The following is a 24,605-nucleotide window of genomic DNA, read 5'->3' as shown; positions in this document are numbered from 1 at the left end:
TGGGGTGGGTGCGAGCGCAGCGAGCCTCCGCGCTCGAACCGAAAGCGCCTTCAGCAGCATCGAGCTGCTTCAGTCACACCCCACCCCTTCGTCAGGTAAACCATGCCCCCCGGCATGGTTTAGGGAGTGCCGGGGGCACTCCCGACCTGACGAACCTCCCCTAAAGGGGAGGGGCTAAATTTGAGAATTGGCTCCCTAACCCCCCGTGGCGTCGATCGCCGGATGCGACCAGGCGGGGGTCTCCGCGGCCGGCATCGGCGAGCGCCCGTCGAGCGCCATCACCGGCAGCTTATGCGCGGCGGGCCAGTGCATGCTGTAGGCGATCTGCCCGGTGCGCTCGGCGGCGGGCAGCGTGCACATCGCCAGCACCGTCTCGGCGAGATAGGCGACATCTTCGGTCGGATAGTCCGCCGGGATCAGCGCCGAAGCGCCCGGGGTGCGGATCGCGGTCGAGGGGGCGACGACATTGACCGCGATATTGGCATCGACCAGCTCGGCCGCGAGCCCCTGCGAGAAGCGGTTGAGCGCGGCCTTGGCGGCGGCATAGACGCTGTCGCCGCCCGCACGCGCATAATCGGCATAGGGCCGCACCGGCGCGAGCGCGGTGACCGATCCGATATTGACGATCCAGCCCGCCCCCGCCGCCCGCATCGCCGGGATCGCCGCTTGGCACAGCGCGAACGGCACCTCGACATAATGGAGCAGCGTGCGGGCGAAGACGCCCTCGGCCATATCCTCGACCCGCGCATAATCGGCGAAGCCGGCATTGTTGACGAGGATGTCGACCCGCCCGGCCGCCGCGATCGCGCGGGGCACCAGCGTGCGGCGCGCGGCGACGTCCTCGAGATCGGCGGCCAGTGCGATCGCCCGGCCGCCGGCTTGCTCGATCAGCGCGACGGTCTCGTCGAGCGTGCCCGCGACATGCTCGACCTGGCCGAAGCGCTGCTGCGGCACCGGCGCCCCCTGCGACCGCGCGCTGACGACGACGGTGGCCCCCGCCGCCGCCAGCCGTTGCGCGATCGCCCGGCCGATGCCGCGGCTGGCGCCGGTGACCAGCGCGACCTTGCCGTCGAGCGGACCCCCGGTTTGGCTCAAAACTCGATACCGAGTTCGACGCCATAGGTGCGGCCGCGCTCATAGGTGCCGACCAGCGACAGCACCGGCGCGCCGAACGCGACATAATGTTTGTTGAGCAGGTTCTGGCCGTAGACCGACAGCGTCGCCTTCGATCCACCGACCGCCAGCTCGGCGATGCCCGCCCGACCATCGACCAGCCAGTAGCCAGGCTGATGGTTGAAATTCTCGAGGACATTCTGGTTGGTGGTGATGTCGACCAGCGGGGTCGAGGTCAGATAATAGCTGCTGCGATAGCGGCCCTCGATCCGGCCGAAGGCGTTGCTGCCGTTGCTGAACGCCGGGGCGCTATATTGCGCCGAGACGCGGCCGGTCCATTTCGAGACATAGGGGGTGCGGGCGATGTCGGCGACGTCGGCGCCGTTCAGGATGAACGTCTTGTAGCGCAGATCGGCATAGCCGACATTGCCGCTGAACACGAGCCCGCGCGCCGGGGTGACGTCGAGTTCGACCTCGAAGCCGCGAATGTCGGCCTTGCCGGCATTGTCGAAGAACTGGCGCCCGTTGATGAAATTCTGGGTCTGCAGGTCCTTGTAATCGCTGTAGAAGGCCGCGGCGTTGAAGCGCACCCGGTTGTCGAGAAGCTGCGCCTTGATGCCGGCTTCGTACGACACCAGGGTCTCGGGATCATAAGGGATGCCGCTCAGGATGCCGCCGGCGACATAGCCGCTCGAGATCTTGGCATAAGCGGTGATCCGCTCGGTCGGCCGATAGGTGATGATGCCGGTATAGTTGAGCTTGTTGAAGCTGACCTTGTAGTCGCCGACGCCGAGCTGCCCGCCCTGGCCGCCCGACACGCTGAAGATCTTCAGTTCGCGGTCGTCGATCGTGTAGCGCAGGCCGCCGGTGACATCGAGATTCTCGGCGACATGCCATGTGCCCTGGGCATAGCCCGCCATCGAATCGTTGATCGACAGCGTCCGGGTGACGCCGCTGCCGAAGATCGCGTCGAACGGGCTGGGGACGTTGGTGCCGGCCGGCATCGGCTCGAGGATCCCCAATATGTCGCTCGCGGGCGAGCGCTCGTGGAAATAGAAGACGCCGGCGGTGAGGTTGTACGCCTCCTCGTCGAGCTGGAACTGGACCTCCTGGCTGAACTGGCGCTGGCTGGTCGAGCGCGAGGTCAGCAGCGAGAAGAAATAGTCGTTCGGTCCGGGGGTGATCGCCGGGTTGAACAGCGCCGCGCCCTTGGCCGCCGCCGGGATCGTCGGGTCGAGGAACACGCCGAGCTGGCCGAAGGTGAAACGCAGCCCGCCCGAGGCGGCGAGATCGTAGATGTTCGGATCCTGCTTGAACTTGCGGAACGCGCTGATGCTCTTGATCGTCATCGTGTCGGTCGCCGCCAGGGTCAGCGTCAGGCTGTGCCCCTGGGTGACGACATGTTCGGGGCTGGTCGCGTTGGCGACCGAGGTCAGCCGCGTCGCGGAGATGTTGGTGGTGCCGCCGAAGAAGGACTGAAGGTTGACGATCGGCTGGAGGATCTGGCCCGACTGGTCGGGGATCACCCCGAAGCTCTGGATCGCGCGGCCGACGGTGCGCGAGTCGGTATAGTCGAAGCGATAATCGGCGGTGAGATTGCCGAAATCGCCCTGGATCGCCAGCTGGCCGCCGTCGATGTTGCGGCCGCCGAGCTTGCGCGCATAGGTCTGGGTGCCGAACGACGCGTCGCGCAGGCTCAGGTTGATCGTCTTGCCGCCGACGATGTTGGTGTAATCGCCGTCGATCTGGTCGTGCAGATAGGAGATCTTGGCCGAGAACGGCCCGAACTGCGGCAGGTCGATCGTGATCTTGCCGCGATAGGCGTTGTAATTGCCGTATGATCCGGTCGCGCGGATGCCGAACACGCCCTTGGGCGGTGCCGACACCAGGCTGACCGCGCCGCTGGTCGCGTTGCGCCCGAACAGCGTGCCCTGCGGCCCGCGCAGCACCTCGACCCGCTGGATGTCGGCAAGGTCGAAGATCGAACCGGTGGTGCGGCCGATATAGACGCCGTCGAGATAGATGCCGACCTTGGGATCGACCGCATTGTTCGACACGCCCGAGGCGATGCCGCGGATCGAGATCGACGGGTTCGACTGGAGTCCCTGGGTCGCGATCTGCAGGCTGGGTGCCAGCCCGGCGAGATTCTTGACGTTGGTGACGCGCAACTGGTCGATCTGGTCCGAACTGATCGCGGTCACCGCGACCGGCACCTTCTGCAGGCTCTCCTCGCGGCGCTGCGCGGTGACGACGATCTCCTCGAGCGCGCCGCTGTCGAGCGTCGTCGACGCCGCGTCGCTGGTCTGCGGCGCGGGCGCGGTCTGCGCGTGCGCGGCGGTCGTGGCGATGATCGAAACGCCGGCCATGGCGATGAACTTGAGCTGCATCTTATACCCCCTCCAGAGAGCTTGTGATTTGGTTCGTTGCGTTCGGGCGCCCGGCGGCCGGCGATCTTTCGCCTGATCGGACGGAAGCCCTGATGTCGGCGGGCGCGCGTCGCGCGCCCGGTTAAGCGTTACGCGTGACGGCAATCGGCGTGAGACGATCGGCCGTGCGACATGCTGGCGGCTGGCAGGGTGCCTCGGCTCATCGGTTCATCCCCTCGATGCTTCTCCATTTGCGCGGAGAGTTGCATGTGTCTCTACGCAATTAGCGAAGAAATCAGTTTCGGAATGGCTAAACCAAATTGTTTTGACGTCAAGCGGAAACGAATGTTGATAATGTGCGCTACACTATCGGCATATCGGGGAATGGGGTGAAAATCATGCAGGATCAGGTCGTTATCGTCACCGGCGCCAGCGAGGGAATCGGCCGCGCCACCGCGATCCTGCTGGCGGGGCAGGGCGCGCATGTGGTGATCTGCGCGCGCAGGCCGGAACCGCTCGCCGCTACGCATGCTGTAGTATCGAAGCATGGATCGGTGGAGTCGCACCGGCTCGACGTCGGCGACGCCGATGCGTTCGCGGCGTTGATCGCCGACGTCGCCGATCGACATGGCCGGCTCGACGGCCTCGTCAACAATGCGATGGCGGTCGCGTACAGGAACGTCGCCGACCTCAGCCTCGCCGACTGGCGCGGCGATTTCCGGGTCAATGCCGAGGCGGTGTTCGTCGGCACCCAGGCGGCGCTGGCGGTGATGATCCCGCAAAGGTCGGGCGCGATCGTCAACATCGCCTCGCTCAACGGCCTCGCGGCGATGCCGGGCATGGCGAGCTATTCGGCGTCGAAGGCGGCGTTGATCCACTTCAGCGCGGTCGCGGCGATGGAGGCCGCGCCGCACGGCGTCCGCGTCAACGTCGTCGCCCCCGGCCAGATCATGACCCCCGCCACCGAGGCCTTCGCCGCCGCCGACCCGGCGCGCAACGCCCGCGTCTCCGAGGCGATCCCGATGCGCCGCGGCGGCCGGCCCGAGGAGGTCGCCCAGGCGATCCGCTTCCTGCTGTCCGACGAGGCGTCCTATATCACCGGGGTGTGCCTGCCGGTCGACGGCGGCAAGCTGCCGCTGCTGCATGTGCCGGGGTGACACTGCAGATCCTCCCTGCGCGTAGCGCGGGGAGGGGGACCAGCGAAGCTGGTGGAGGGGTCTTCGACCTCAACCGCGGGATTCGGGCGACGTTGCGCACGACCCCTCCACCGCCCTGCGGGCGGTCCCCCTCCCCAAAGCTGCGCTTCAGGGAGGATCTGCGCCGTCACCGCTCGATCAACGGCTTCAGCGACCGCGCCACCGCCAGCACCGCGAACCATTCGCCGGGCAGCGCCGCGCTGCGCTGGTCGTCGCGGGCGATCGCGCGGAGTTCGCTGCGCAGCTGCTCGATCCGGTCGCGGATGCGGGCGACCCCGATCGGCGACAGCTTGACCATCTCCGATCCGAAGATCGTGTCGGGATCGCCATAATCGAGCGAGAAGAACAATTGCTTGAGGTGACGTTCGAAATGCTGGCGCATCGGCGCGCGCTGCCAGCTGTGGCGCGGATCGATCCGCGCGCGGATGCGACCGCCCGCCAGCCGGTCGACCAGCGCCAGCCGCTCGAGCCGCGCGACCGCGCGTTCGACGGTCTCGGCGGGGATATGGAAGGCGTCGACCGCCTCCGACGGCGGCCAGCCATTAATGATCAGGAAGAACACCGTCGACAGCGCCGCGTCCTGGGTCAGCGCCTCCTCCTGCGCGAGGGTGAGCCGGTCGCGATCGCGCCCGTCGCGTCGGCCGTCGTCGGTCAGCTCGGCAAGGCTGGTGTCGGCGAGCGCGGTCAGCCGGGCGAGCGTCGTAAACCCCAGCCCGCGCCCGTGCAGCCAGCGCTTGACCGTCGCGGTGCCGACGCCGAGCTCCTCGGCCAGCCGCGCCTGGGTCCAGCCGGCCCGCCGGAGCGCGCGGCGCAGCGCATCGAGCAGCGCGGCGCCCTCGTCCGACAAGGGATCATTTGCGGTCTCCGACGGGGTCATCGGATGATCCCTCCGGCCAGAAGCGATATGACGATCATCGCGGCATCGCCTAATTTGCAGGGGTGATGTTCGCCGCTCGGGACTCGAACGGCGGCATCCGTCCCTCGACTGAACCGGCTGCCGCGACGCGGTGGCCGGTTTTTTTCGTCCTTGAACCCCTCCCGCTTGCGGGAGGGGAGGGGGTGGGGCGCGACTGAAGCAGCTCGATGCTGCTGAAGGTGCTTTTGGTTCCAGCGCGGACGCTCGCTTTGCTCGCGACCCACCCCAACCCCTCCCTTGAAAGGGAGGGGCTAAGAAAGGTCAATGTCCCCCATCCACGCACACATCGATTGCATTCACGAACCCCGCCCGCGGATCGGCGAGGAACGCCACCGCATGCGCGATGTCCGCCGGCATGCCGATCCGGCCGACGAAATTGGTCGTGAGTTCCTTCTCGGCGCGCGTCTTGATGACGTCCCAGTCCTCGCCCCAGCCATTGTCGTCGGCGATCCGGCGGATCCACGCCTCGGGCCCGTTCGACAGGGTCAGCCCCGGGCTGACGCTGTTCGCGGTCACCCCGCTGTTCGCCAGCGCCAGCGCGAGGCTGCGGGTGAGCGATCGGATCGCGGTCTTCGATGCCTGATAGTCGGGGATCACCGTCAGCGGGGTGTCGACCGACACGCTCGACAGGTTGATCACCCGGCCCCAGCCGGCGGCCTTCATCGCCGGCACGCAGGCGCGGATCAGCCGGACCATCGATCCGACATTGGAGTTGTAGGTCGCCATCCACTCGTCGGGGGTCGCGTCGAGCCATTCGGCCTGGCCGTTGCCCGCCGACTCGCCGCCGGCGTTGTTGACCAGGATGTCGATCCCGCCCATCGCCGCGCGCGCCTGCTCGGCGACCGCGGCCGCGCCCGCATCGTCGGACAGCGACCCCGTCACCGCATGGACCCGCCCCCCGGCCTTGGCGACCGCGACCCGCGCCGCCTCCAGCCGGTCGCGATCGCGGCCGTGGAGGCAGACCTCGGCGCCATCGGCGGCGAGCCGCTCGGCGATCCCCGCGCCCAGGCCCGCGCTCGACCCGGTGACCAGCGCGCGCTTGCCCGCCAGCGGCGCCATCAGGCGAACTCCAGCTTGACGCGGGTCAGCCGCGTCGCCGACATCAGCCAGCGCCCGTCGACCCTTTTGTAGCAGTCATGATAATGGCCCCAGCCATGCATCCGCCCCTCGGGCATCACCGGATTGCCGGCGGGGACCCACAGCCAGTCCTCCATCGACCAGATCCCGGTCGCCTCGTCCTCGCCGATGATGTCGATCCGCGGCATATAGCCGAAATGCGCGGTCTTCACCCCGCCCAGCACATAGGCGTTGTTCTGCGCGAACGCCTGCGGATCGTGCGAGATCAGCTCGGGATTATGCGGCTCGACCGCCTCGCGCATGTCGGTCTCGGCATCGGCGGTGAAGACCCCGACCAGCCCGGCCCAGTCCTGCTCGTCGATGCAGCGGAAATATTCGGCCTTGGTCCGCGAGATATCCTCGATCGCGACCAGCCGGTCGAGCGGGCTCATGCCGGCACCTTGGCGTCGAGAAAGGCGGCGCGATAGGTCGCGAAATCGCGCTCGACCTGCTCGCGGGTCAGCCCGAAATCCTCGAGCGCATAGTTGTGCGGGGCGCGGTCCTCGCGGCGATTGGCCTCGATCCACTCCTCCATCCCCGCGACGATGTCGGGGGTCAGCGCGATCCCGGCCTCGGCGAGCACACGCTTGCCCTGCTCGATCGGATGGCTGGTCAGGTCGGTATAGCGCACGTCGATGAAATCGGCGCTGCCCGCCTGGGCGCGGATCGACATGAACAGGTCGAGCAGCTCGGCGAGCCGCTTCTCCCAGAACGCGCCGATCCGGTGCGGATCGACCGTCGACGCCATATGGTAGAGCGTCGTCATCATCGAACAATAGGACGGCACCGTCGACACCGGGTCGCGGTGGGTCATCACGATCTTGGCGCCGGGGAAGGTTTCGAGCACCCCGTCGAGCGCCATCAGATGGCCCGGCGTCTTGAGCACCCATTGCGCGCCCTTGCGGCGCTTGTCCTGCCACTGCAGCGACTGGAGGATCTCCTTGAGGTCGGCATAGCAGCGGGTCCGGCTATGTTCGATCAGCCAGCGCGCATAGCTCGGCACATGATACATGCCCTCGATCATCGTGCTCGAGAACATCAGTCCCAGGATGATCAGTTCCTCGTCCGACTGGTCGATGTTCATCGGGTGGATCGACATCAGGTCGGGCGCATGTTCGAGCATATAGTCGAGATAGGCCTTTGCCGCGGCACGGCGCGGCTCGGGATCGCCGGGCGCTTCGCCCGGGAAGGGGGCGTAATTCTGGCATTCCCACCATTTGACCCCGGTCATCCCCGGCGCCGACGACAGCATCCGGTGGAGCATCGTGCTGCCGGTGCGCGGCAGCCCGACTACCACCGCGGCGACCTCGACCTTCTCGTCGCGGATCTCCGGATGGCGCCGCAGCAGGTCGACATGGCGCAGCCGGTTGACCAGCGCGGTGACGATCATCGTCCGCGCGCCGATCGCGCCGACCTCGGTCAGCTCGGCCTCGCTGTTGAGGATCGGGATCAGCGCGTCGAGATTCTCGAAGATCCACGGATCGCCGAAATCGTCGAGCCCGGCCGCCTGCCGCGCCTCGGCGACGAGCGTCGCGCGGTCGGGAACCTGGGCAAAACTAGCGGTCATGATGCTAACTCCTGAAACTTAGATGCCGTAGCCGCCGGCGACGGCGAGTTGCTGGCCGGTGGTGTAACCGGCGCGGTTCGAGGCGAGGAAAGCGACCGCATGGCCGATTTCCTCGGCCCGGCCCCAGCGCCTGAGCGGCAGCGATCCCTGGACCTCGGCCACCCATTTCTCGTCGAACGAACCATTGGCGAGCAGATCGTGGAACATCCCCGCGTCGATCACCCCGACCAGCACGCTGTTGGCGCGGATGCCGTGGCGGCCCTCCTCGCGGGCGATGCCGCGGACCAGCGATTCGTTGGCGGCCTTGGGGGCGACCGACAGCCCGTCGCGCTCGGGCCAGCGCAGGTCGCCGGCCGAACCGAGATGGACGAAGGATCCGCCGCCCGCGCCGCGGAAATGCGGGATCAGCGCCTGGGTCGTCCGGAAGAAACCATGGACCTCGACGTCGATCGCCCGCTGCCATTTCTCGAACGGGGTCTCCGACAGATGGAGCTGGTCGACCAGCGGCCCCGCCGCCCACACCAAAGTGTGGACCCGGCCATGCGCGGCGATCGCCGCGTCGCGCGCGGCGTCGAGGCTCGCCGGATCGGTCGCGTCGGCGCTGTGGATCGAGACTTTGCGGCCGAGCCCGCGAAACTCCTCGGCCAGCGCCTCCGCCGCCGCGGCCTTCGACCGGTAGCACAGCGCGATATCGCTGCCCGCGCGCGCCAGTTCGCGCGCCGAGGCCGCGCCGAGTCCGCCGGTCCCGCCCATCACCATCGCCGCGCCGTCCGGAAATATCCGTTCCGCCATCGCCATCCCCTCGCTTTTTGCCGTCCGCGATGCGCGATATGCGGTCATCCCGGCGTTTGCATGATGAATTGCAGACTCAAATGCGGAAATCAACACGCATAACTTGACACGGGGTCGATCCGTCTCGAAGATTGCGTAACAGAGCCGGTGATAGCCGGCCTATCATGGAGAGGGCGGGATGGCACGACTGGCGGGCAAGGTAGCGATCATCAGCGGCGCGGCACAGGGCATGGGCGCCGCCACCGCGCGGCTGTTCGCCGCCGAGGGGGCGAAGGTCGTGCTCGGCGACGTCCTGGTCGACAAGGGCGAGGCGGTCGCCGCCGAAATCGGCGCCGACGCGGCGTTCGTGAAGCTCGACGTCCGCGACGAGGGCGACTGGGCGAACATCGTCGCCGAGGCGACCCGGCGCTTCGGCAAGCTCGACATCCTCGTCAACAATGCCGCGATCACCCATTTCGGCGCCGCCGAGGATCTGCGCAAGGAAGACGCCGAACGCGTGCTCGGCATCAACGTCATCGGCACGATGATGGGGGTCAAGCATGCGGTCCCCGCGCTCAAGGCGAATGGCCGCGGCGTCATCGTCAACATCTCGTCGGTCGACGGGCTGCGCGGCTGCAACGGCCTCGTCGCCTATACCGCCAGCAAATGGGCGGTGCGCGGCATGACCAAATCCTATGCGTTCGAATATGGCCCGTTCGGAATCCGCGTCGTCTCGGTTCACCCCGGCGGGGTCAACACCCAGATGGGCAATCCCGCCGGCGAGACCGCCGAGCAGGTCAACAGCCGCCATTTCCGCCGCGTCCCGCTGCAGCGGATCGGCGAGCCCGAGGAGATCGCCCGGACCACCTTGTTCGTGTGCAGCGACGAGGCGAGCTACATCACCGGCGCCGAGATCGCGGTCGATGGCGGCTGGACCGCGGGCCATTACGAACCCGCGCTGCCCGGCGCCCCCGCGCATCTGCTGGGCTGAGGTCATGGGGGAGATTTCGGGGGGCGAGCTTTCGGGCAAGGTGGCGCTGGTCACCGGGGCCGGGCAGGGGGTCGGCCGCGGCATCGCGCTCGCGCTCGCCTGCGCCGGCGCCTCGGTCGCGGTGGTCGGCCGGCGCATGGAGAATATCGCCAGGGTCGCCGGCGAGATCGCGGCGCTCGGCGTGCGCGCCGAGGCGTTTCTGTGCGACGTCAAGGATGCGGGATCGATCGCGGCGCTGGTCGCCGATGTCGGCGCCCGGCTCGGCGGGGTCGATATCCTCGTCAACAATGCCCAGGAGGTGCCGCTCGGGCCGCTGCTGGCGATCGACGATGCCGCGTTCGAGGCCGGCTTCGCCTCGGGCCCGCTCGCGACCCTGCGGCTGATGAAGGCCTGCCATCCCTTCCTCCGGCGCAGCGGCGCCGGGGTGGTGATCAACCTCGCCAGCTCGGCGGCGGTGCGCTGGGACATGAGCGGTTACGGCGCCTATGGCGCGGTCAAGGAGGCGACCCGCATCCTCACCCGCGCCGCCGCCGCCGAATGGGGCGTCGACGGCATCCGGGTGCTGACGGTTGCGCCGCACGCCGATTCGCCCGGGCTCAAGGGCTGGATCGAAAGCCGACCCGACGAGGCCGAGGCCTTCTTCAGGACGATCCCGCTGCGCCGGATCGGCCGCTGCGAGGAGGATATCGGCGCGGCGGTCGCGGCTTTGTGCGGCCCGGCCTTCTCCTATTTCACCGGCGCCACCGTCCCGCTCGACGGCGGCCAGGCCAATTTCGATTGAGGATCGCGGCATGACGAGCGCTTTCAGCCCCGTGACGATCGGCCCGGTCACCCTGCGCAACCGGTTCATCCGGTCGGGCGCCAACGAGATGATGGCGCGCAAGTCGCTGCCGACCCGCGCGCTGGTCGAATTCCACCGCCGGCTTGCCGCGGGCGGGGTCGGCATGACCACGCTCGCCTATATCGCGGTGTCGCCCGACGGCCGCACCTTCGCCAGCCAGGGGGTGCTGAACGAACGCGCGGTGCCGCATTATCGCGCGGTCACCGACGCGGTCCACGCCGCCGGCGCGCTCGCCTCGGCGCAGATCACCCATGGCGGCAGCTTCGTCCAGCACAAGGAATTGTCGACCAAAAGGGCGATGTCGTCGAGCGGCGGCATCGACAAGATGGGCGTGCTGATGGGCCGCTGGTTCCAGCATGAAATGACCCGCAGCGACATGGACCGGGTTCGCGACGAGTTCGTCGCCGCCGCGCGCCATGCCGTCGCCGCCGGCTTCGACGCGGTCGAACTCCATATGGGCCATGGCTATCTGCTCAACCAGTTTATCTCGCCGCTGTCGAACAAGCGCCGCGACGCCTATGGCGGCAGCGCGCTCAAGCGGGTGCGCTTCCCGGCCGAGGTGCTCGCCGCGGTCAAGGCCGCGGTCGGCGACAGGGTCGCGATCCTCGCCAAGATGAACCTGTTCGACGGCGCCAAAGGCGGCGCCACCGTCGAGGACGGCATCGTCACCGCCTGCGCGCTCGAGGCGGCGGGCGCCGACATGCTGGTGCTGTCGGGCGGACGCAACATCGAATCCTCCTATGTGATGTTCTCCAGCCCGCTGCCCTATGACGATCTCGCCAAGATGCAGCCCGGGCTGCTCGCCAAGCTCCAGTTCAAGCTGCTCAAGATGGCGACCCCGAAGACGGTCCGCTTCTCCGAACTCTATTTCCTCGACGCCGCGCGCCGGGTCCGCGCCGCGGTCCGCTGCAAGCTCGGCTATCTCGGCGGGGTGCTGTCGCTCGACGCCGCCGAACGCACCCTCGACGAGGGGTTCGAGGCGATCGTCATGGCGCGCGCGCTGGTCCACGATCCGGCGCTGGTCAACCATTTCCACGCCGATGCCGCGCACCGTTCGGGCTGCAACGCCTGCAACCGCTGCGTCGCGGCGATGTACGGCCCAGCCGGCACCTATTGCGCGCTGACCGACAACCGCATCGATCCCAGTCTCAACAAGATATCCGCCGGAGAGGAACTCAGTCATGCTGCTTAAGGACAAGGTGATCGTCATCAGCGGGGTCGGCCCCGGCATGGGCCAGTCGCTCGCCAAGATCGCCGCCGCCGAAGGCGCCAGCGTCGGCCTGGGCGCGCGCAACAAGGCCTTTCTCGACGAGGTCGTCGCCGAGATCACCGCCAAGGGCGGCAAGGCGATCGCGCTGGCGACCGACGTCACCAACACCGACCAGTGCCGCGCGCTCGCCCAGGCGACCGTCGACGCGTTCGGCCGCATCGATGGCCTCGTCAATTCGGCCTATGCCCATGGCGAATGGCTGCCGACCGACCTTGCCAACCCCGACGAATTCTCGGCGGTGTTCGACGTCAACTGCGCCGGCGCGCTGCGCATGGCCCAGGCCTGCCTGCCCGGGCTGCAGACGGCCGGCGGTGGCGCGATCGTCAACGTCTCGACGATGTCGACCGTCAATCCCTTCCCGGGCGAGGGCGCCTATTCGGCGGGCAAGGGCGGGATGAACGCGCTGACCCGCCACATGGCCAAGGATTTCGGCAAGCACGGCATCCGCGTCAACGTGACGCGGATGGGCTGGATCGGCGGCGCGCCGGTCTGGGGCCATATCGACCGCGAGGTCGCCGGCGGCCGGAACCGCGACGAGGTGATCGCCGAGATCACCGATCGCATTCCGATCGGCATCATCCCGCCCGAGGAGGATTGCGCCAAGGCGGTGCTGTTCATGGTGTCGGATTATTCGAAGGTGGTCGCCGGGGCGTCGCTCGACGTCAATGGCGGGCAATATATGGCGCCATGAGCGCACGGGAGATGGGCATGGGTGATATCGTGGAGCATGCCGCCGAAGCGCGGGTCGCGTCGGGCGAGGCCTGGCGCGACTTCTGCCGCCGGCTCGAGGCGATCGGCGAGACGGTGCTCGGCACCGAACTCGCCGGCACCCCGATCGACCGCGCCGAGGGCTATCGCTATCTCAGCCGGCTGACCCGGATCGCGCTCGACATGTGCCTGGAAAATGGCGACACCGATTTTCCGGGCTTCTACGCGGCGTCGCACGCGACCGCGAAGATCGGCGCCGACAATCCCGACAATATCTACATGAACGCCTCGATCAGCGGCGCCCGCCGCTATCGCATCAGCGGCCGGCGCGGCGGGGTGCCGATCCTCAGCTTCGGCACCAAGGCCAATCGCTATGCGATCGACGGCACCATGGCATCGACCGGCGAGCTCGACGCCGCCGACATGGTGTTCGCCGACGATGGGGCGTTCGAGATCATCGTCAGCAAGGAGCGCGCCAACGGCAACTGGCTGCCGCTCGCCGACGATTCGTCGATGCTGCTGGTCCGCCAGACCTTCCTCGACCGCGACCATGAGGCCCCGGCGACGATATCGGTCGAGGCGATCGACCCGCCGCGCGCCACCCCCGAGCCGCTGACCGCGGCCAAGCTGGAAAAGGGGCTGCAGGGCGCCGCCGCCTTCGTCGAGGGCACCGCGAAGACCTTCCTGCGCTGGACCGAGATGCTCCAGGGCGAACAGCTCAACCAGCTCGCCACCACCGACCAGACCCTGTTCTACAAATCGGGCGGCGATCCGACGATCTTCTACCTCCATGGCTATTGGAAGCTCGGGGCCGACGAGGCGCTGGTGATCGACACGCCGATCCCCGAATGTAGCTTCTGGAATTTCCAGTGCGATAATATCTGGTTCGAATCGCTCGATTATCGCCACCACAAGATCCATGTGAACAAGCATAGCGCGACGCTGAACCCCGACGGATCGGTGACGATCGTCGTCGCCGCGCGCGATCCCGGCTATGGCAACTGGATCGACACCGCCGGCCATGACCATGGCACGATGCTGCTGCGCTGGACCGGCGCCACCGAGCATCCGGTGCCCGCAACGAAAGTGGTGAAGATAGATGGCTGATCTCGAAACCCGGATCGCCCGGCTGGAGGCCGAAAGCGACATCCGCCGGCTGAAGGCGCGCTACCTCAACGCCTGCGACGCCAAGGATGTCGACGCGATCCGCGGCTGCTTCACCGACGATGCCGAACTCGATTATCCCCCGGTCGGCAAGTTCGGCCCCGACGGGCTGATCGCCGCCTTCACCGCGATCGCGCTGACCAGCCCGATCGTCGATGTCCACCAGATCCACAATGGCGAGATCGAGGTGATCGACGCCGACCATGCCGTCGCGCGCTGGAGCCTGGGCTTTTCGACCTATGATCCGCGCACCGGCGCCTTCCGGCTGATCGGCAGCTTCTACCATGACGAATATCTGCGCACCGCCGATGGCTGGCGGGTGGCGAAGTCGCGCCACGAGCCGCGCACGATCGTCGATGGCACGCTCGGCGAGGGCGGGGTGACCGCGCAGTCGGTCATCCCCGGGGCCGTGGTGCCGGGAGCCGTGGCCGCATCATGAGCGACCTGCGCGATGAGGCGCGCGCCTGGCTCCAGGCCGCGCTCGATGGGCCGTTCGCCGATGTCCGCGGCATCGTCGACCTCAGCAGCGCCTATGACCGCCGCCGCGCCTGGGAACGCGCGCTCGGTGCGGCCGGGCTCGGGGCGATCGGCTGGCCGGTCGAACATGGCGGCCGCGGCGCGACGATCGCCGACCAGGTCGCGGTCGCGCAGGACTATGCGCTGCTGCGCGCGCCGTCGCGGATCGCCCATATCGGCGTCGAACTCGCCGGGCCGACGATCATCGCCTTCGGCACCGACGCGCAGAAGGCGCGCTTCCTGCCCGGCATCGCCGCGGGCCGCGACATCTGGGCGCAGGGCTATTCCGAACCCAATGCCGGATCCGACCTCGCCAATGTCCGCACCCGCGCCCGGCAGAAGGATGGCCGCTGGGTGATCGAGGGGCAGAAGATCTGGACCTCGCTCGGCATGATCGCCGACTGGGCGTTCGTCGTCGTCCGCACCGAGGAGGGGAGCCGCGGGCCGAAGGGCCTGTCCTATCTGCTGGTCCCGCTCGACCAGCCCGGCATCGTCCGCCGCCCGATTCGCCAGATGACCGGCGAGGCCGAATTCGCCGAGCTGTTCTTCGACGGCGCGGTCACCGACGCCGACAACATCGTCGGCGCGGCCGGCCAGGGCTGGACGATCGCGATGGCGACCCTCGGCTTCGAACGCGGCGTCTCGACCGTCGTCCAGCAGATGCAGTTCGGCAACGAACTCGCCGCGCTGATCGACACCGCGCGGCGCAACGGCAAGGCGCACGACCCGATGATCCGCCAGCGCATCGCCGACGCCTGGATCGGGCTGGAGATCATGCGCCACGGCCTGGTCCGCACCTTGTCCGACGAGGCCACCGAGGCGCTCGGCGACGAGGCGCTGACCTCCAAACTCTACTGGTCCCGCTGGCACCGCGCGCTCGGCGACCTCGCGATGGACGTACAGGGGCTGGCGGGCGAGGTCGGCGCGGGCGCCGACTATCATTTCGGCGCGCTCACCCAGATGCATTTGGCCTCGCGCGCCGACACGATCTACGCGGGGTCGAGCCAGATCCAGCGGAATTTGATCGCCGAGCGGGGGCTGGGGTTGCCGAGGGAGCCAAGAGGGGCGGGGTGACGGCGGTTAAGAACTCAATCGGCTGAATGCTAAATCGCATACTCAGCAGTCAATGGAAGCCAGCGAGGGCCGACCAAGGATCGACTGCTCCACCGACGAATTTTGAGGATCGCGGCAATATCACCGCGAACCACGAAGGTGGAGATTCCGATGAATACGCATACCAAAGTCCAGACCACGACTCCTGCAACCTGTTGCTTTTCCTTTCGAGACGAGAACGGTGACCCGTCCAATCGGCACGGTCCCGATCTGACCAAGGCGGAGTCGGTCGATGAAATGATTCGATCACTGCGTTATCGGCGAATGGGGCCCAGCGGGGGTTACGCCTACAGTTTCTATTCAGCAGCGCGGCGGAGCGGCATCTCCCTTTCGGTAGTTGTCGAGCGCGACGGCACAGAGAATCTGATGATGTGGCTGCCGTGCGACAATCAGGAGGAACTGCGGCAGGCTCGCTACGATGCGCTGGTGGATCATCTTCATGCCAAGGCCGGACGCCGAGAGAGCGTGGTCGATTTTGTAAATTTTGTCGGGTGGTTCTGTGACAATCGACCATTTGCCTCGATAGCCGAAGCCGCAAGCGAATATCTCTCGGCAGGTGGGCGCATTTACATCTTGCCCAATGGTCAATGCGAGGAGACCATTCCCATAACCAAGACCTCGCTAGAGGATAGCTGGAATGGTTTTCCAATCCGCCGGTTGCTCCAGCGATATGACGCGTCTCTCCGGGTCCATGGGGGGCGCGCGGCGCTGGCTGGCTATGTTCGGCAACACGGTTTTGAGCGCAATGGCTCTATCCTGTTGACGGCCCAAATGGAGGAGGCGGGCGATGAACTCCGTTAAACCCTTTTCCGGCTCTCAGAATGCTGATGCAGATATCCCGCCAATCGAATTGGAGATTTTTGAGGCAGTCCCAGCGTGGGCGATTGCGCATGCTGCTCGCGACAATCGATCTGCTCCACTCATCCGGGCGGGAGAGGTCGTCGTGGTGGAGAGCGATGGGCAGACTGGGTACATTCCCGAAGACGGGGGGTTATATCTGATCGAGTATGTCTCGCCGCCAACAGGTGCATATAGCCGCGAGCGACGTTCGCGCGACATCGTTCAGACCTGTCGTTGTTCTCACATCGAAGGAGCTTGGTTTGCGCATCCTTATGGTCGGCGGAACGGCGTTTTCATGTGCTCAGACGGCCCCTACCGAAATGATTTGGCGTTGGCTGAAAAGCTGCTCGGAAAGGTCGTAGGAATCTATCGTCCGCGCCATATCCTGTAAGTTAGGATTTAGTCATCCGGCAGGAATTTCCGCTTGGCGGAGCTTTCCTGTCGGATGCAGCGCAAATTTACTAACCGGCAGTGCTGCCTATGCCGAGGGCGTATGTATTGCTTGTTAGCTATCAGATTGGGAAATTAGTAAACTGACACCGTAATTTAAATGTCCAATAATACATATTGACCGCGAGAAGATCTAGATCAAAGCCGGTCGTTCACATTATTTCAAATAAACGTACAGTATTGATTGAGGATGTCGATAAGTCAGTTCGAATTGAATGGTCAAAAATGTGCCACGCAACTGGCCTATAAGTGCCAGATCAAGGGGGTCGCAGGCTGTCATCGAGTTTTAACGCTCCCGTATCCTCAAGACAATTCAGCATCGAGTTAAATCTATACGCCGAATGAAAATCAACTCAGCATCGGCATGGGTTTGCTGCCGCTCATAGGAGCGGCGACCGAAAGCTCTTGCATCATCCCACAAATTGGCTCCACTGCTCCGCATGGTTTTGAGACCGCGAGAGGTTGTATGATCGAGATTTTTAACGTCAGCCGGGACGAGGTAATCAAAAGCGCGGTCTCATCTGGAAAGACCACGTACGGCTTTGCGCTCGATAACCTCGTCCCGCTGATCGATAAATTTCAGGAGCAGCGAAAAATCCAGGGGCGAAAATTTTACGAACGTCTAAAGGCCGATATAATTCGCGGCTGCATTATGCCGCCTATCACGCTTGCTTTTACGAGCGATCAATTCTCCTCGGAGGGTTCTTCCGGTCTCATACAGACCTTTATTACTGATAACGTTAAAGAAGGATACATCCTCGACGGAATGCAGCGTCTCAATACATTAGTGGAGGCATCCAAAGACGCTAAATTTGATCGAAGAAGGCCATTATTTTTAAATATTATTATTGCCGAGCGTTACGATTTCTTACTTTATCGGATGGTCACACTTAACAATGGCCAAAAGCCTATGACGGCTCGTCATCAAATCGAAATGCTAACTAAAGGAATGCTCGATACAGAAACATTCAATATCCCCATCGTGTCCGAAAAAGACACCGAAAAGGTAAAGCCGCAAGGAGCCTTCAAAAGGGCTGATATAGCTGCTGCTTATACCGCATTTTTGACGAATAGTGTTAATAATGAAAATTCTAGGATAATTGAATCAAAGCTCGATGAGATTTTGGTTGGTAAAGTAATGGATTCGAATTTGATTGAATCTTACGTGAGTTTTCATGACGTATTGAAAGAAGTGGAGCGGAAATCCGCTAACATTTCTGCGAGAGATTGGCTTCGTCTTGGGAATAATTTGATTGGGTTTACGGTAGGAGCGAGAAAGAGTCTTTCGGTGCTCGCATTAATGACACCGGATAAGTTTGCAGCGGCGACGGATACATTTGAGACGGCTTTTTCTGGCCTCAATGTGTCTAAGATTAACGTAGGAAAATTTCGACGTAATCTGTCCAGGCTATTTGTAGAAAAGATTGAGAAGTATGCGGAAGCTGATTCGGAGGCCTTGCTAGAGGCGTTCATGGAAGAAACGCTGGTCGACTGATGCCCACCGGCTTTCAACTGATTGAGCCGGGCGTCGGCGGCCACGTTCCAGTCGCGCCATTTGGGTTTGGTGACGAAGGTATTGCGCTTCACGAGACGCTCCGCCTCATAACCGGCAGTGCGAATGTGAGGGATCGATCGAACGATCAAGTCTTTCCACTTACCAATAATGAGCTGAGGGTCGGCAGCAGTAGGTCCGCTAATCCGAATCGCATTTTGACGACTGTGTTCGACAACGCATTTAACTTGCAAGAGTATACCAATTTTCTCCAAAATGTTGGAATACGGAACACAAATTTTTTCGTGAAACTTAGAGATGAAGTTCTGTTATCACTTTTGGCAAAGCGAAAAAGAAGATTTACTGAGAGTTTCCTTTATTTGTATAGAGTTCTTGAACTAGTATCGGTAGCATTTCCTATGTTGTATGCCATGACGCATAGGGACTTCTACAATGTTCACGATTTTCTAAAGTCTCTATTGAGTGCAGATAAGGATGGAGACCTTAGGATATTGCAGAAGACCATTCCTCATATTTCGAAAGACGGCGGTCTTGATGCGCTCTCAATGGAGTTTTCGGTAGCTGGATATGATTTGGACTACGTTTCGGCGCTCAAGGGCCAGCTAAATGCAGTGGTCAAACCGCATGTCCAGGGCTTCGAATTCGAGGATCAAGGAGAGATACTTTTCCGTGTGCCGTTTGATTCTGCGCCTTCGCTAATGGTCACCGTTAGGAACCGCATGTTTCATATGAAAATCGCTGAAAAGAACCTTTTGTTGGGGCGCTTGGGAGGGTCTGAGCGCATTTGTGAGATGTGCGTAAATGAAATGCTCTATTGGTTTGCTCTGACCTATAGCGAGCTTGTCCGGGCCTTGACGAGGTAGCGCTTTTTCCAGGCAAACGGGTTAGCCACATACTCAATTTCGTGCCGCCATTTTCGCACCGTGGGTTCGGCGCAAACGATCGCTTCCGACACGTGCTAAGCGACTCTTTTGCGATAGCGACGATTGCGCGTCAGCTTTTTATCGTCCGGCTCGGCGTCCGTGAGGCTAATGGCCGCCTGTCCGCAGGCGGCCAGCTCCGCCGATCTGCGACGCGGTCAGGTGGACGCTGAAGGTCCGCTTCTAACAAAAGCCCCTGTTTGGCCTATCGCGTGCGTGCGACGACTTTGTCCCCACCCGGCCAGCCACGACCGCCCCCGCTTCCCCCTACCGCGCCACATACCCCCCATCGATCGCCAGCGGATGCCCGGTGATGAAGCTCGCCCGGTCCGACACCAGGAACACCACCCCGTCGGCGATCTCGCGGGCTTCGCCCATGCGGTTCATCGGGTGCATCTGCGCCATGAACGCCTTCGACTGCGGGTCGAGCGAGGTGGATTCGGTCATCGGGGTCGAGATCGCGCCGGGGCAGACGCAGTTCACCCGGATGCCCTCGGCGGCATAGCGCATCGCCGCCGATCGGGTGAGGCCGACCACCGCATGCTTGCTGCTGCAATAGCCCGCGCCCGCCAGGCCGGTCAGGCCGGCGACCGAGGCGGTGTTGACGATCGCGCCCGATTGCTGCGCGGCCATATGCTTGAGTTCGGCGGCCATGCACAGCATCACCCCGCGCTGGTTCACCGCCACCACCTTCTCGTAGATGTCGACCGACTCCCACGGCGTCGTCATGTCCTCGAGCGACACCCCGGCATTGTTGAAGGCGATGTCGAGCCGGCCCCAGCGCGCGACCACCCCGTCGACCGCGGCGGTCACCGCCGCCTGGTCGGTGACGTCGAGCGCGATCGCATAGGCCTCGCCGCCCATGGCGACGATCTTCGCGACGGTGTCCTCGGGATTTTGCAGATCGGCCACCGCCACCTTCGCGCCTTCCTCGGCAAAGGCGATCGCGGTCGCCGCACCGATGCCGCCGGCGCCGCCGGTCACGAAAGCGATCCTGCCGTCCAAAAGCTTGTTCATGCCCCGCTCCTCATTTTGTGATTGTGATGTTTCAGACGATTTCGAACAGGCCGGCCGCGCCCATGCCGCCGGCGATGCACATCGAGACGACCACCCACTGCACCCCGCGGCGGCGGCCCTCGATCAGGGCATGGCCGACCAGCCGGCTGCCGGTCATCCCGAACGGATGGCCCAGCGCGATGCCGCCGCCGTCGACGTTGAGCTTCGCATCGTCGATCCTGAGCGTGTCGCGGCAATAGAGAAGCTGGCTGGCAAAGGCCTCGTTGATCTCCCACAGGCCGATATCGCCGACCGACAGGCCGGCGCGCGCCAGCAGCTTCGGCACCGCGAACACCGGGCCGATCCCCATCTCCTCGGGGGCGCAGCCGGCGACCTGCATGCCGCGATAGACGCCGAGGATCGGCAGCCGCTCGGCCTCGGCGATGTCGCGGGCGACCAGCACCTGTGCCGATGCGCCGTCCGACAACTGGCTGGCATTGCCGGCGGTGACATGCCGGCCCTCCTTGACGATCGCGCCGTCCTTGTAGACCGGTTTGAGCGCGGCGAGCCCCTCGGCGGTGGTGTCGGCGCGCACCCCCTCGTCGCGGTCGAGCGTGACGCGCTCATGCCCGGCGGCGGTGCCGTCCTTTTCGAACAACGCCTTGTCGACGCTGATCGGCACGATCTCGTCGGCGAAGCGGCCCTCGGCCTGGGCGCGCGCGGCGCGCTGGTGGCTGAGCGCCGAGAAGGCGTCCTCGTCGGCGCGGGCGATGCCATATTTCTCGGCGACGATCTCGGCGGTCTCGATCATCGGGATATAGGCGTGCGGCTCGGCGGCGATCACCGCTTCGCTGCGGTTGCGATAGGCCGGCATATGCTTGTTGAGCGTCAGCGAGATCGATTCGACCCCGCCCGCCACCGCGATATCGATATCGTCGGCGATGATCGATCGCGCGGCCAGCGCGACCGCGGTCAACCCCGATCCGCATTTGCGGTCGAGCGCGAAGCCCGGCACCCCCTGGCCGAGCCCGGCGGTCGCCGCGGTCAGCCGGCCGAGATTATAGCTTTGCGTCCCCGATTGGGTGCCGACCCCCAGGAAGATATCGTCGACCCGCGCCGGATCGATCCCCGCCCGCGCCACCGCCGCGCGCACGACATGGCCCGAAAGCACCGGTGCCTCGGTGTCGTTGAACGCGCCCTTATAGGCGCGGCCGATGCCGGTGCGCGCGGTCGATACGATCACCGCCTCACGCATGGGGGGGCGCCCCCGCACTGAAGTTCGCCGGGCCGAAATAGGCGCGCATGCTGGCGACCTTGCCGGCCTCGTTAAACTCGAACACGTCGATCACGTCGATCCGGTGCGGCGCGCCGTCGATCGTCAGCCGCGCCGAGAAGGCGAACGCCGCGGCGTTGCCGGCGACCCGGATCGGCCCGTCGAGGTGGAGCTTCGCGCCGGTCTGCATCGTCTGCGCATAGAAGGCGAGGATCGCGTCATGGCCGCGGTGCGGCGGCGATCCGACCGGATCCTCGACGGTGCCGTCGGCCGCGAACAGGTCGCGCGCGGCGGCAGGGTCGCCTTGCTCGAACGCCGCGACATAGGCGTGGACGGCGGCGGTCATCTGTTCAGGAGACAGGGCTGGGGGAGTCGGCATGGTCAGTCCTCCGGATAATAACGGCTGATGGTGTCGACGACGCAGGCGGGCTTGTCGGCGCCGTCGATGTCGATGGTGATGCGGACGATCGACTGGATCGCCCCCTTGATCTCTTCGACCGCGACGATCTCGCCCCGCCCGCGGATCCGCGATCCGACCGGGACGGGGCTCAGGAAGCGGGTGCGGTCGGTGCCGACATTCACGCCATGGCTGAAACCGCGCACGTCGATCAGCTGCGGCAGGAACATCGCGGCGAGGCTCAGCGTCAGATAGCCATGGGCGATCGTCGTCCCGAACGGGCCGGCGGCGGCGCGTTCGGGGTCGACATGGATCCATTGATGGTCGCCGGTCGCGTCCGCAAACCGGTCGATCCGCGCCTGGTCGATCGTCAGCCAGTCGGTCGGGACGAGCGCCAGCCCCTCCTGGCCGATCAGGTCGCGTGGGCTCGCGAAGATCCGCGGCTCGTTCATGCGCGCTGGCTCGACACCGACAGCACCTCGCCGGTCATGTAGCTGGCGAGGTCGCTGGCGAGGAAGACCATCACATTGGCGATCTCCCACACCTCGGCCGGCCGGCCGAACGCCTCACGCGCCGACAGCTCGGCGAGCAGCTCGTCGCTGGTCACCTTGGCCAGGAAGGCGTGCATCGCGATCGACGGCGCCACCGCGTTGATCCGCACGCCATGCGCCGCCGCCTCGATCGCCGAACAGCGGGTGAACGCCATCACCCCGGCCTTGGCTGCGGCATAATGCGCCTGCCCCTCCTGCGCGCGCCAGCCGAGCACCGACGCATTGTTGACCACCGCGCCGCTGCCGCGCGCATACATGTCGGGCAGGAAGGCGCGGCTCATCCGCATCACCGACGTCAGGGTGACGTCGATCACCCGCGACCATTCGGCATCGGTCATGTCGACGACGCTGGCGGTGCCGCCGAGGCCGGCATTGTTGATCAGCACATCGACCGCGCCCAGCTCGCGGTTCGCCGCCGCGCGCAGCGCCTGGACCGCGGCCTCGTCGGTGACGTCGCAGACGACGGTCGCGGGGCGGGTGCCGGTCGCCTCGGCGATCCGGTCGGCGGCCTCGCCGAGCCGGCGCTCGTGGAAATCGCTGATGAGAACGGTCGCCCCTTCCTCGGCGCAGCGCTTGGCGGCCGAAAAGCCGATGCCGGTGCCGGCCGCCGCGGTGACGACCACGGTCTTGCCGGTCAGCAGGTTGCGGCCGCTGGGGTAGGGGGGAACGACGCGGCTCATATCATGGCCTCCGGTTGATCGATGATGATGCGGGCGATCGCCTCGCGGTGCGCGGCCGGCGGGTCGAGCAGGGTCGACGACGCGCGGGCGCGCTTGAAGAACAGATGGGCGTGATGCTCCCAGGTGAAGCCGATCCCGCCATGCAGCTGGATCGCGTCGGCCGCACAGGCGAGATAGGCCTCGCTGCAATAGCTGCGCGCCGCCGCCGCCGCGGCTTCGAAATCGCCATCCGCCGCGATCGCCCGCGCCGCCCAGTCGGCGGCGGTGCGCGCATAGTCGACCAGCAGCTTCATGTCGGCGAGCCTATGCTTGACCGCCTGGAACGACCCGATCGTCCGCCCGAACTGCACCCGCTCCTTGGCATAAGCCACGGTCTCGTCGAGCGACCGCGCGGCGCCGCCGAGCTGTTCGGAGGCGAGCAGGCCGGCGGCGGCGAGGAGCGCGCGCTGGAGGGCGGGGCCGGCTTGGCCTGGGGTGCCGAGGATCATGTGCTCCTCGACGGAGACCCCGTCGAAGCGAAGCGTTGAATAAGGCCGTGTCAGATCGAGGCTGGCAACACGGTTTATCGCCAGTCCCGGAGTGTCAGCAGGCAGAGCGATCAGCGTAACATCTAAGCCCCTCCCCTTCAGGGGAGGGGGGCAGCCGCGTCGCTAATCTCACTCTCTCGCGCCACGACCAAAACCAGCGACGCGACATGCCCGAACGGCACATAATGCGCTTCCCCGCGTAGCACCCAGCCGCCACCCGCGCGCACAATCCGCGGCCCGACATCCTCGAACAATTCCCCGCCCGCCGCCGCCCGCAGCGCCAGCGTCGCGATCGTCTCCCCGCTCGCGATAGCCCCGAGCAATCGCCCGCGCTGTTCGGCCGACGCGACCGCCGCGATCGCGCGTCCCGCCAGCACCACGCTTTCGAACCACGGGATCGGCGCGAGCGTGCTGCCGAGCTCCTCGAGGATCAGCGCCTGCTCGGCCGGCCCGAGCCCGATCCCGCCATCCGCCTCGGCGATCCCCGCGCCCGCAAAACCCAGCTCGCCCGCGAACCCGCGCCACAGCGCCGCGTCCCAGCCCGCGCCACTATCGATCGTCGCGCGCAACCGCTCGAGCCCCGCATGCTCGCGCAGATAATCGCGCGCGGCGTCGCGGATCGCGATCTGCTCGTCGGTGAGGGCGAGGGACTTCATAGGCGCTGGCTCAACCACGAGCGCGCTTCTTCTTGCCCCTCTCCCGCTCTTCGCGGGAGAGGCTGGGTGAGGGTCTTCTTCTGCTTTTTTTGTCTCTCCGTTCGTGTCGAGCGTAGTCGAGACACGCTCCACCACCGCAGCGTGTCTCGACTAC

At 65.4% G+C, this 24,605-nt stretch carries 26 protein-coding genes; 12 read left to right on the top strand and 14 right to left on the bottom strand.

What is annotated here, in order from left to right:
- Positions 1 to 195: 195 nt before the first annotated feature.
- Together AC1RM6_RS29950 and AC1RM6_RS29945 are read right to left on the bottom strand one after the other, a co-directional pair.
- Complete coding sequence (locus AC1RM6_RS29950) at positions 196 to 1,095, bottom strand: SDR family NAD(P)-dependent oxidoreductase (protein WP_493108264.1); 900 nt, start codon at positions 1,093 to 1,095, stop codon at positions 196 to 198.
- Positions 1,092 to 3,500: a TonB-dependent receptor gene (locus AC1RM6_RS29945; protein ID WP_493108262.1), complete on the bottom strand. Its 2,409-nt coding sequence runs from the start codon at positions 3,498 to 3,500 to the stop codon at positions 1,092 to 1,094. Before AC1RM6_RS29945 ends, AC1RM6_RS29950 begins: the two co-directional genes overlap by 4 nt.
- A gap of 377 nt (positions 3,501 to 3,877) precedes the next feature.
- Between AC1RM6_RS29945 and AC1RM6_RS29940 the strand changes: the two genes are divergently transcribed.
- A complete protein-coding gene (locus tag AC1RM6_RS29940; RefSeq protein WP_493108260.1) occupies positions 3,878 to 4,636 on the top strand; it encodes an SDR family NAD(P)-dependent oxidoreductase in 759 nt (252 codons plus the stop codon).
- 166 nt (positions 4,637 to 4,802) lie between these two features.
- On the opposite strand, the gene AC1RM6_RS29935 is transcribed toward AC1RM6_RS29940, so the two are convergent.
- The 5 genes from AC1RM6_RS29935 to AC1RM6_RS29915 form a co-directional block, all read right to left on the bottom strand.
- On the bottom strand, positions 4,803 to 5,552 hold the full coding sequence (locus AC1RM6_RS29935) for a helix-turn-helix domain-containing protein (protein ID WP_493108258.1): 750 nt from the start codon (positions 5,550 to 5,552) through the stop codon (positions 4,803 to 4,805).
- Positions 5,553 to 5,852: 300 nt separating this feature from the next.
- Positions 5,853 to 6,650 carry an SDR family NAD(P)-dependent oxidoreductase gene (locus AC1RM6_RS29930; protein ID WP_493108256.1) on the bottom strand — a complete coding sequence of 266 codons (798 nt, stop codon included), beginning with the start codon at positions 6,648 to 6,650 and terminating at the stop codon, positions 5,853 to 5,855.
- On the bottom strand, positions 6,650 to 7,099 hold the full coding sequence (locus tag AC1RM6_RS29925) for a nuclear transport factor 2 family protein (protein ID WP_493108254.1): 450 nt from the start codon (positions 7,097 to 7,099) through the stop codon (positions 6,650 to 6,652). Before AC1RM6_RS29925 ends, AC1RM6_RS29930 begins: the two co-directional genes overlap by 1 nt.
- On the bottom strand, positions 7,096 to 8,274 hold the full coding sequence (locus AC1RM6_RS29920; protein WP_493108252.1) for a sulfotransferase family protein: 1,179 nt from the start codon (positions 8,272 to 8,274) through the stop codon (positions 7,096 to 7,098). The genes AC1RM6_RS29925 and AC1RM6_RS29920 overlap by 4 nt, the downstream gene beginning before the upstream one ends.
- 18 nt (positions 8,275 to 8,292) lie before the next feature.
- On the bottom strand, positions 8,293 to 9,066 hold the full coding sequence (locus tag AC1RM6_RS29915) for an SDR family NAD(P)-dependent oxidoreductase (protein ID WP_493108250.1): 774 nt from the start codon (positions 9,064 to 9,066) through the stop codon (positions 8,293 to 8,295).
- A gap of 178 nt (positions 9,067 to 9,244) precedes the next feature.
- On the opposite strand from AC1RM6_RS29915, the gene AC1RM6_RS29910 reads away from it, so the two are divergent.
- From AC1RM6_RS29910 to AC1RM6_RS29860, 11 genes are all read left to right on the top strand, one after another.
- Positions 9,245 to 10,036 (top strand): SDR family NAD(P)-dependent oxidoreductase, encoded by a 792-nt coding sequence (locus AC1RM6_RS29910; RefSeq protein ID WP_493108248.1) that lies wholly within the window; start codon positions 9,245 to 9,247, stop codon positions 10,034 to 10,036.
- A gap of 4 nt (positions 10,037 to 10,040) precedes the next feature.
- Positions 10,041 to 10,817, top strand: a complete 777-nt coding sequence (locus AC1RM6_RS29905; protein ID WP_493108245.1) for an SDR family NAD(P)-dependent oxidoreductase — start codon at positions 10,041 to 10,043, stop codon at positions 10,815 to 10,817.
- Between the two features lie 10 nt (positions 10,818 to 10,827).
- The gene (locus tag AC1RM6_RS29900; protein WP_493108243.1) at positions 10,828 to 12,069 is read left to right on the top strand and encodes an NADH:flavin oxidoreductase; all 1,242 of its coding nucleotides are present in this window, start codon (positions 10,828 to 10,830) and stop codon (positions 12,067 to 12,069) included.
- Entirely contained in the window at positions 12,059 to 12,838 is a 780-nt protein-coding gene (locus AC1RM6_RS29895; protein ID WP_493108241.1) for an SDR family oxidoreductase, read from the top strand. The genes AC1RM6_RS29900 and AC1RM6_RS29895 overlap by 11 nt, the downstream gene beginning before the upstream one ends.
- A gap of 17 nt (positions 12,839 to 12,855) precedes the next feature.
- Positions 12,856 to 13,962 carry a DUF1214 domain-containing protein gene (locus AC1RM6_RS29890; protein ID WP_493108239.1) on the top strand — a complete coding sequence of 369 codons (1,107 nt, stop codon included), beginning with the start codon at positions 12,856 to 12,858 and terminating at the stop codon, positions 13,960 to 13,962.
- Positions 13,955 to 14,458 carry a nuclear transport factor 2 family protein gene (locus AC1RM6_RS29885; RefSeq protein ID WP_493108237.1) on the top strand — a complete coding sequence of 168 codons (504 nt, stop codon included), beginning with the start codon at positions 13,955 to 13,957 and terminating at the stop codon, positions 14,456 to 14,458. Before AC1RM6_RS29890 ends, AC1RM6_RS29885 begins: the two co-directional genes overlap by 8 nt.
- Positions 14,455 to 15,609, top strand: coding sequence for an acyl-CoA dehydrogenase family protein (locus AC1RM6_RS29880; RefSeq protein ID WP_493108235.1), 1,155 nt, complete (start codon positions 14,455 to 14,457; stop codon positions 15,607 to 15,609). The genes AC1RM6_RS29885 and AC1RM6_RS29880 overlap by 4 nt, the downstream gene beginning before the upstream one ends.
- Before the next feature lie 150 nt (positions 15,610 to 15,759).
- On the top strand, positions 15,760 to 16,449 hold the full coding sequence (locus AC1RM6_RS29875; RefSeq protein ID WP_493108233.1) for a hypothetical protein: 690 nt from the start codon (positions 15,760 to 15,762) through the stop codon (positions 16,447 to 16,449).
- Entirely contained in the window at positions 16,436 to 16,879 is a 444-nt protein-coding gene (locus AC1RM6_RS29870; RefSeq protein ID WP_493108231.1) for a hypothetical protein, read from the top strand. The genes AC1RM6_RS29875 and AC1RM6_RS29870 overlap by 14 nt, the downstream gene beginning before the upstream one ends.
- Before the next feature lie 423 nt (positions 16,880 to 17,302).
- Positions 17,303 to 18,433, top strand: a complete 1,131-nt coding sequence (locus tag AC1RM6_RS29865; RefSeq protein ID WP_493108229.1) for a hypothetical protein — start codon at positions 17,303 to 17,305, stop codon at positions 18,431 to 18,433.
- On the top strand, positions 18,433 to 19,314 hold the full coding sequence (locus tag AC1RM6_RS29860) for a hypothetical protein (RefSeq protein ID WP_493108227.1): 882 nt from the start codon (positions 18,433 to 18,435) through the stop codon (positions 19,312 to 19,314). The genes AC1RM6_RS29865 and AC1RM6_RS29860 overlap by 1 nt, the downstream gene beginning before the upstream one ends.
- 324 nt (positions 19,315 to 19,638) lie before the next feature.
- On the opposite strand, the gene AC1RM6_RS29855 is transcribed toward AC1RM6_RS29860, so the two are convergent.
- From AC1RM6_RS29855 to AC1RM6_RS29825, 7 genes are all read right to left on the bottom strand, one after another.
- On the bottom strand, positions 19,639 to 20,388 hold the full coding sequence (locus AC1RM6_RS29855) for an SDR family oxidoreductase (RefSeq protein WP_493108225.1): 750 nt from the start codon (positions 20,386 to 20,388) through the stop codon (positions 19,639 to 19,641).
- Positions 20,389 to 20,419: 31 nt separating this feature from the next.
- Positions 20,420 to 21,622, bottom strand: coding sequence for a thiolase family protein (locus tag AC1RM6_RS29850; RefSeq protein ID WP_493108223.1), 1,203 nt, complete (start codon positions 21,620 to 21,622; stop codon positions 20,420 to 20,422).
- Positions 21,615 to 22,019, bottom strand: coding sequence for a nuclear transport factor 2 family protein (locus AC1RM6_RS29845; protein WP_493108221.1), 405 nt, complete (start codon positions 22,017 to 22,019; stop codon positions 21,615 to 21,617). The genes AC1RM6_RS29850 and AC1RM6_RS29845 overlap by 8 nt, the downstream gene beginning before the upstream one ends.
- 2 nt (positions 22,020 to 22,021) lie before the next feature.
- Positions 22,022 to 22,489: a MaoC family dehydratase gene (locus AC1RM6_RS29840; protein ID WP_493108219.1), complete on the bottom strand. Its 468-nt coding sequence runs from the start codon at positions 22,487 to 22,489 to the stop codon at positions 22,022 to 22,024.
- Positions 22,486 to 23,268 (bottom strand): SDR family oxidoreductase, encoded by a 783-nt coding sequence (locus AC1RM6_RS29835; RefSeq protein ID WP_493108217.1) that lies wholly within the window; start codon positions 23,266 to 23,268, stop codon positions 22,486 to 22,488. Before AC1RM6_RS29835 ends, AC1RM6_RS29840 begins: the two co-directional genes overlap by 4 nt.
- On the bottom strand, positions 23,265 to 23,756 hold the full coding sequence (locus AC1RM6_RS29830; RefSeq protein WP_493108215.1) for an acyl-CoA dehydrogenase family protein: 492 nt from the start codon (positions 23,754 to 23,756) through the stop codon (positions 23,265 to 23,267). The genes AC1RM6_RS29835 and AC1RM6_RS29830 overlap by 4 nt, the downstream gene beginning before the upstream one ends.
- A gap of 137 nt (positions 23,757 to 23,893) precedes the next feature.
- A complete protein-coding gene (locus tag AC1RM6_RS29825) occupies positions 23,894 to 24,451 on the bottom strand; it encodes an acyl-CoA dehydrogenase family protein (protein WP_493108213.1) in 558 nt (185 codons plus the stop codon).
- Positions 24,452 to 24,605: the final 154 nt, after the last annotated feature.

This window comes from Rhizorhabdus sp. GW822-FHT03C02, assembly GCF_058801765.1.
This window is presented reverse-complemented; position numbering and strand designations above follow the sequence as displayed.

Coding starts and splice junctions, on each gene's coding strand:
- AC1RM6_RS29945 (WP_493108262.1), bottom strand. CDS start 3,500: ATGCAGCTCAAGTTCATCGCCATGGCCGGCGTTTCGATCATCGCCACG.
- AC1RM6_RS29940 (WP_493108260.1), top strand. CDS start 3,878: ATGCAGGATCAGGTCGTTATCGTCACCGGCGCCAGCGAGGGAATCGGC.
- AC1RM6_RS29935 (WP_493108258.1), bottom strand. CDS start 5,552: ATGACCCCGTCGGAGACCGCAAATGATCCCTTGTCGGACGAGGGCGCC.
- AC1RM6_RS29930 (WP_493108256.1), bottom strand. CDS start 6,650: ATGGCGCCGCTGGCGGGCAAGCGCGCGCTGGTCACCGGGTCGAGCGCG.
- AC1RM6_RS29925 (WP_493108254.1), bottom strand. CDS start 7,099: ATGAGCCCGCTCGACCGGCTGGTCGCGATCGAGGATATCTCGCGGACC.
- AC1RM6_RS29920 (WP_493108252.1), bottom strand. CDS start 8,274: ATGACCGCTAGTTTTGCCCAGGTTCCCGACCGCGCGACGCTCGTCGCC.
- AC1RM6_RS29915 (WP_493108250.1), bottom strand. CDS start 9,066: ATGGCGGAACGGATATTTCCGGACGGCGCGGCGATGGTGATGGGCGGG.
- AC1RM6_RS29910 (WP_493108248.1), top strand. CDS start 9,245: ATGGCACGACTGGCGGGCAAGGTAGCGATCATCAGCGGCGCGGCACAG.
- AC1RM6_RS29905 (WP_493108245.1), top strand. CDS start 10,041: ATGGGGGAGATTTCGGGGGGCGAGCTTTCGGGCAAGGTGGCGCTGGTC.
- AC1RM6_RS29900 (WP_493108243.1), top strand. CDS start 10,828: ATGACGAGCGCTTTCAGCCCCGTGACGATCGGCCCGGTCACCCTGCGC.
- AC1RM6_RS29895 (WP_493108241.1), top strand. CDS start 12,059: ATGCTGCTTAAGGACAAGGTGATCGTCATCAGCGGGGTCGGCCCCGGC.
- AC1RM6_RS29890 (WP_493108239.1), top strand. CDS start 12,856: ATGGGTGATATCGTGGAGCATGCCGCCGAAGCGCGGGTCGCGTCGGGC.
- AC1RM6_RS29885 (WP_493108237.1), top strand. CDS start 13,955: ATGGCTGATCTCGAAACCCGGATCGCCCGGCTGGAGGCCGAAAGCGAC.
- AC1RM6_RS29880 (WP_493108235.1), top strand. CDS start 14,455: ATGAGCGACCTGCGCGATGAGGCGCGCGCCTGGCTCCAGGCCGCGCTC.
- AC1RM6_RS29875 (WP_493108233.1), top strand. CDS start 15,760: ATGAATACGCATACCAAAGTCCAGACCACGACTCCTGCAACCTGTTGC.
- AC1RM6_RS29870 (WP_493108231.1), top strand. CDS start 16,436: ATGAACTCCGTTAAACCCTTTTCCGGCTCTCAGAATGCTGATGCAGAT.
- AC1RM6_RS29865 (WP_493108229.1), top strand. CDS start 17,303: ATGGGTTTGCTGCCGCTCATAGGAGCGGCGACCGAAAGCTCTTGCATC.
- AC1RM6_RS29860 (WP_493108227.1), top strand. CDS start 18,433: ATGCCCACCGGCTTTCAACTGATTGAGCCGGGCGTCGGCGGCCACGTT.
- AC1RM6_RS29855 (WP_493108225.1), bottom strand. CDS start 20,388: ATGAACAAGCTTTTGGACGGCAGGATCGCTTTCGTGACCGGCGGCGCC.
- AC1RM6_RS29850 (WP_493108223.1), bottom strand. CDS start 21,622: ATGCGTGAGGCGGTGATCGTATCGACCGCGCGCACCGGCATCGGCCGC.
- AC1RM6_RS29845 (WP_493108221.1), bottom strand. CDS start 22,019: ATGCCGACTCCCCCAGCCCTGTCTCCTGAACAGATGACCGCCGCCGTC.
- AC1RM6_RS29840 (WP_493108219.1), bottom strand. CDS start 22,489: ATGAACGAGCCGCGGATCTTCGCGAGCCCACGCGACCTGATCGGCCAG.
- AC1RM6_RS29835 (WP_493108217.1), bottom strand. CDS start 23,268: ATGAGCCGCGTCGTTCCCCCCTACCCCAGCGGCCGCAACCTGCTGACC.
- AC1RM6_RS29830 (WP_493108215.1), bottom strand. CDS start 23,756: ATGATCCTCGGCACCCCAGGCCAAGCCGGCCCCGCCCTCCAGCGCGCG.
- AC1RM6_RS29825 (WP_493108213.1), bottom strand. CDS start 24,451: ATGAAGTCCCTCGCCCTCACCGACGAGCAGATCGCGATCCGCGACGCC.